Origin of the sequence: Pseudomonas sp. Sample_24, from assembly GCF_004307605.1 — a bacterium.
Classification (GTDB): Bacteria; Pseudomonadota; Gammaproteobacteria; order Pseudomonadales; family Pseudomonadaceae; genus Aquipseudomonas.
The window spans coordinates 2,395-6,017 of record NZ_RCNW01000458.1; the positions used below are offsets into that span (position 1 = coordinate 2,395).

At 56.9% G+C, this 3,623-nt stretch carries 4 protein-coding genes; 3 read left to right on the forward strand and 1 reads right to left on the reverse strand.

The genetic code is table 11. From position 1 onward, the window contains the following. Both D8V06_RS26425 and D8V06_RS26430 read left to right on the forward strand, forming a co-directional pair. Positions 1 to 228, forward strand: a 228-nt coding sequence (locus tag D8V06_RS26425) for a 2-oxo acid dehydrogenase subunit E2 (RefSeq protein ID WP_177434496.1), incomplete at its 5' end; no start/stop codon positions are given. 279 nt (positions 229 to 507) lie between these two features. Next, on the forward strand, positions 508 to 1,902 hold the full coding sequence (locus D8V06_RS26430) for an alkaline phosphatase D family protein (RefSeq protein ID WP_130903940.1): 1,395 nt from the start codon (positions 508 to 510) through the stop codon (positions 1,900 to 1,902). On the opposite strand, the gene D8V06_RS26435 is transcribed toward D8V06_RS26430, so the two are convergent. After that, a complete protein-coding gene (locus tag D8V06_RS26435) occupies positions 1,899 to 2,168 on the reverse strand; it encodes a hypothetical protein (RefSeq protein WP_130932115.1) in 270 nt (89 codons plus the stop codon). The genes D8V06_RS26430 and D8V06_RS26435 overlap by 4 nt on opposite strands. Between D8V06_RS26435 and D8V06_RS26440 the strand changes: the two genes are divergently transcribed. Beyond that, the coding region (locus D8V06_RS26440; RefSeq protein ID WP_130932118.1) for a GAF domain-containing protein at positions 2,167 to 3,623 on the forward strand (1,457 nt) is incomplete at its 3' end. The genes D8V06_RS26435 and D8V06_RS26440 overlap by 2 nt on opposite strands.

Consider the following 3,623-nt stretch of genomic DNA (forward strand, 5'->3'; position numbering starts at 1 on the left):
ATTGGCGGCACCGGCTTCACGCCGATCGTCAACGCGCCGGAAGTGGCGATCCTCGGTGTTTCCAAGGCAACCATCCAGCCAGTCTGGGACGGCAAAGCCTTCCAGCCGAAACTGATGCTGCCACTGTCGCTGTCCTACGATCACCGTGTGATCAACGGCGCCGCTGCTGCACGCTTCACCAAGCGTCTGAGCGACTTGCTGGCGGACATCCGCACCATCCTGCTGTAAGACCGGCCGGCCCTCCCTCACGGGAGGGCCAGTCGCGTTCCACGTTTCCGAGCGCCACGCTCGTACCTCAACCCCGCCAATTGGCGGGGCTTTTTTTGCCCGCCGTTTTTTACTCTGAAAGAATCCTTCCTACATTTGTGGCTGACATCGCCCACAACTCAAGTCCGTTTCCGCCCGATATTTTTTGCGATTCAATCACTAGCCTTGGTTATAAGGCTGTTAAAGCAGCCAATAACTTTACCGCTTTGATTAACAGAAAAACATCGAAAGGACTCGACTATGTTCAAGCCTACTGTCGGCCCTATTATTGGCCACACAACAACTAATGACGCACGAATATTCCTGCGCGGAGAATGGCAAAAAGATGCTTTGGTATTTGCCGGCATTCGTTATCGACGGGCGGGGGAAGAGCGCTGGAATAACGGCTTATTTACCCAACTGATCCCGTCGCGCGACATGTCAGATGTCATCGTTCTGCAGGATCTCACTGCCGATACTGAATACGAATACCAGGCTGGATGGTTCAGCCCCATGTGCCCGTTGCACAATCCGCAATCCGTCCAGGAGTTGCCTCTACAGTGGCCGCGGGAGGTTTATCACCTGCGTACGCAAGCCAGCAAGGCAGCCATGCCACGAGCTTATATTGTGGGCTCCTGCCGCTATTTGCGCATGACGGCAGGGCAGCCTTCCGCTCCGCACCTGGGCGACCGGATCTTCGCCGCCATCGCCAAACTTGCACACTGCGCGTCACCACCTATCAATGCTGTATTGATGACGGGCGATCAAGTGTATGTTGACGATCTGAACTTCATAGCGCCGGATCGGGAATACACCGAGATACTTGCCAAGTATCGTTCTGCATTTTCCCAACCTAATATTGCAAAACTGATGTCTGGCATTCCCACTTACATGATTCTTGATGATCATGAAATTGAAGATAACTGGCCAGCCAACAAAAACAGCAATGATGAGTATTTATACAAGAATGCCATGGCAGCTTATGAACTGTATCAAGCCAGTCACAGCCCGGCCGGGGAATTCAATGCCCAAGATCAACCAAGTCATTCACCAAGGCGTTACTGGTACCAGTTTGCCAATGGTGATATCGAATGGTTTGTCACCGACAGCAGAACGCGGCGCAATCTGACGGCCAACGACCGACGCATTCTTGATCGCGAACAGGAACAGGCGCTGTGCGACTGGCTGATTCACAGCCCGGCCCGGGTCAAATTCGTGGTCACCAGTGTGATGTTCTACCCGGACCGCAAACGCTTGGGCGATGACGCCTGGAAAGCCTTTCCCGAGCAACGGTTACGGCTGCTCGAAACGATTCGCACCCACGGCATAAAGAATGTGGTGTTCATTTCCGGCGACGTCCACGGCTCCCTCACCAGCCGCCTGACCCACAGCGAAGACCCGGCTTTCGAGGTCAACACCATCGTTTCGTCACCGCTGTGCAACAGCAAGCTGCTGCCTTATGCCAAGGCTTCGACCTTCATTCTCGATCAACCGTTGGCCCGGACCGCTGCCGGCGACTATCGACACGAATTGACCAGCGACGTGATCAGCCAGGATAACTTCGCGCATCTGATCGTCGATTCGGATCAGATTCATGTGCGTTATCACGATCGGGATGGCCATTTTCTAGAGTCGGTGGCTATTGCGTTGCGTTAAAAGTAAAAAATCGCAGCCTTCGACAGCCCTCCCGTTGGGATGGAATACCCCCTGCAGGAGCCGACGAAGGCTGCAATCTCTGCGTCGAGAACATTACTTTTGGCTTTAATTGCAGAAATCTTCGCGCCTGCCGACACATTCTTATAGCACTTGGCCTTCATCTCTCTTGTCAGTCGGTGTCGCAATGATGCAACCTTGCCGCAGGCAACAGTAAAGAGGGCGAGAGCCCCGGCGCGTTCAGCAAATTCGAAGCGAGTTCCCTCCATGAAAAGCCAACCCGATGCCGCCAGCCGTATGGTGGCCGAGGTAGTGACGCAGTTGCCTGTGCCCTCGCGGCTCGGCATGCTGCGTTTCGAGCGGCTGAATGAACCAAGCTGGGCGCTGCTGTTTCTTGATCCCAATTGCGAACGCCAGTTCGGCCTGCCGGCTGTGGAACTGTGCGCCCTGGTCGGCTCGCCATACGCCAGCCTCATGGAACCAGAGGCGCGCTATCAGCTGCATGACGCGGTTCAACAGCAACTGAGCGAAAGCACCCATTATCTGATCCGCTACACCCTGCACACGGCTTCCGGCTCGCTGAATCTGCTGGAACTGGGTGAAGCCTACAAACAACACAACCGACACCTGTTGCGTGGCTACCTGTTGGTGATCGACGGTTTGTTCGACGACGACCCGTTGCTGCCGGCCCTCGACCTGGAAACCCAGAACTCACGCCTGCAGATCGCCCTTGAGCTCAACCAGCGCGCCCAGCAGGAACAACTGCAGCATCTGGATCGGGTCCGCGCCCAGCAGGACTTGATCCTGCTATTGACCCGCCAGCGCTACAGCAGCAACAACTCCCTGCAGGAAGCTGCCGAACTGATCACCCGCAGCGCCTGCGACATTTACCAAATCGACTGCGCCAGCCTGTGGCACCTCGAAGGCTCGCAGCTGGTGCCGATTTCGGCCTATCACCGCACGACCCAGGAATACCTGCTGCCGGAACCGATCGATGTCAGCGTATTCCCCGACTACCTCGACGCCTTGCATACCGGCCGCGCCATCGACGCCCACAATGCCATGCGCGACCCGCGCACCCGGGAAATGGCCGAGAGCCTGCGCCCGCGGGATGTCAATGCGATGCTCGACGCCAGCATCCGGGTCGACGGTCAGGTGGTCGGCGTACTGTGCCTGGAGCAAACCGGTGTGACCCGCGCCTGGCAGTCGGACGAAATCGCCTTCGCTGGCGAACTGGCGGATCAGTTTGCTCAGGTCATCAACAATCACAACCGACGCACCGCCACCAGCGCCCTGCACCTATTCCAGCGTGCGGTGGAACAAAGCGCCAACGCCTTTTTGCTGGTCAACTGCGACGGCGTGGTCGAATACGTCAACCCGAGCTTCACCGCGATCACCCAGTACAGCACCGAAGAAGTCCACGGCCAGCGCCTGTCGGAACTGCCGGCCCTGGAAAACCTCAGCGAACTGCTGTTCGACGCGCCATCGGCACTGGCCAAGAGCAACAGTTGGCAAGGTGAATTCAAAAGCCGGCGCAAAAACCTGGAACCCTACTGGGGGCAGTTGTCGATCTCCAAGGTTTACGGCGACAACCGCGAGTTGACCCACTACATCGGCATTTACGAAGACATCACCCAGACCAAACTCGCCCAGCAGCGCATTGAGCGCCTGGCCTACACCGACAACCTGACCAACCTCGGCAACCGTCCGGCATTCATCCGCAA

Excerpts from the sequence above, each read along its gene's own strand:
- D8V06_RS26435 (WP_130932115.1), bottom strand. The coding sequence starts at position 2,168 with ATGGAGGGAACTCGCTTCGAATTTGCTGAACGCGCCGGGGCTCTCGCC.
- D8V06_RS26430 (WP_130903940.1), top strand. The coding sequence starts at position 508 with ATGTTCAAGCCTACTGTCGGCCCTATTATTGGCCACACAACAACTAAT.